The 1805-nt window shown below is 67.6% G+C and carries 1 protein-coding gene and 1 pseudogene; both read right to left on the minus strand.

The features are described 5' to 3' along the window. Positions 1–657: hypothetical protein (locus Q0C41_RS31090; RefSeq protein WP_291990880.1), on the minus strand; the 657-nt coding region annotated here is incomplete at its 3' end. Between the two features lie 409 nt (positions 658–1066). Next, a pseudogene (locus Q0C41_RS31095) lies at positions 1067–1805 on the minus strand (peptidoglycan-binding protein); the annotation flags it as partial.

The following is a 1805-nucleotide window of genomic DNA, read 5'->3' on the forward strand; positions in this document are numbered from 1 at the left end:
GACGTCACGCAAGCCCAGCAGGCGATGCCCGACGCGCTGCGCTCGCTCCAGGCTGTAGGTTCTCGGACCGCCGTGTCCCGTGAAGACACCACGTAAACGGTACGCATCGCTCGCCCCGAAGCTCTCGTAGTTCGTGAACGACGACGAGGTCCACTCCGCGCCGCTCGGGAGTTCCTCTGTGACGATGGGTAGGCAATCCGCCGCTTCGCAGGGCGGTCGACCGTCTCGACCTGCGACCCAGGCCTCATCCAGCAGCATCGCCACGTCCGCGTTGTCAGTCACGGGAGGAGTGGCCTCCCGCCGGATCAGACCCACGAGCACCTCCCCCCTATCGAATGACCGGCATTGAGTCACACCCTGCACCGCGCTCGGGAAAGCGTCACCCGCCACGCGCGCCAAGAGAGCGAACGAGACGGCGCGAGCATCGAAGCCCCACAGCTCACTGCCGCCATCTCTGGCACCCACGACCGCAATGACTGCCCGCTCCCAGGTCGGCCCCAGTGGGCAGATCCCCGTGACTTGCCCCGTCGCTGCCCATCGCCCGACCACCGCTCCTGACTGCAGATCGACTGCCCCGTACACCCACTCTCCTGGCGTGTCCGATGGAAGCATCACGATCCAGTACCGGCGCTCGCCGGCCACCGACACCGTGGCCATAGGAAACTCGTGCGCGTAGGGGCTCACGACCGCGCTGTCCAAAGTGAAGAATGGCTCAGGCGCCTCACCAAGCTCGGGTTCTGCAGGCTCCCCTCCGCATCCACCGAGAGCCAAGCTCAGTGCAAGGTGTGCGGTCGCGAGCAGGTTGCGGGGCCCCATGGCTACCTCCACACGACGCTGAGACTGTCCATCACCCACCCGATCGGTCATGGGCGTTTCGCCGCCCAGCGTAAGGGCCCGCGTATGAACAACCAGATCGGATCGGCGTCGCGGCGCCCCGCCAGTGACGACCGGGCGACGAGGAATACTGGGAGTATTTGGAGGAGAACGGGCGGTGCTGGAGGGGATGCCCCGGCGGCGAAACGGATGGGTCATTCATACGCGGGCCCTAAACCACTGAACCCGCAGCTCACCCGACGGACTCGGCGCCGTATTGCACGATCGGATTCCACGGGCCCTGGCCCGCGCGCGGCTGCCAGTTGTGCCAGACGTCCTCGCCCTTGCCCCAGTAGAAGAGCTCGAGGCGGCCGTCCTGGTTCTGGCCGATCGCGAGATCGGTCGCGTGCTCGCCGAGCACCTCGTCGTCCGTGCCCCAGTCGCCGTTCGCGCTCGCCTGCCACTGGTTGCGCACCTGGCCGTCGACGTCGATGAAGAACACCTCGAGGCGGCCGTCGCGGTTGCGCGCCACGTCGAGCCGGCGCGCGCGCACGCCGAGGCTCTCGAGGCCATGCCACTGACCGTTCGGGGTCGTCTGCCAGTCGTGCCACACGATGCCGATCGGATCGCGGAAGAAGACCTCGAGACGACCATCGGCGTTGCTGCCGACCTTCACCTCGATCGCCTTGCCCGCGAGCGCCTCCGCGCCGTGCCAGTCGCCGTTGGCCTCGGTCTGCCAGTCGTGCAGGAGCGTGCCGTCGCCCGTCGCGTAGAAGACCTCGAGCGTGCCGTCCTGGTTGCGACCCACGTCGACCGCGGTGCACGCGCCGCCGCACTTCGCTTCGTCGCAGAGGCGCTCTTGACCGTGCCAGTCCCCGTTGGGGCTGAGCTGCCAGTCGTGCTGCAGGTGTCCGTGATCGTCGATGTAGAACAGCTCGAGGCGACCGTCGGCGTTCGCCGCGACGGCCACGGTCTGTGAGATCGGAAGAGCG

Origin of the sequence: Luteitalea sp. (assembly GCF_022842525.1) — a bacterium.
GTDB lineage: Bacteria > Acidobacteriota > Vicinamibacteria > Vicinamibacterales > Vicinamibacteraceae > Luteitalea.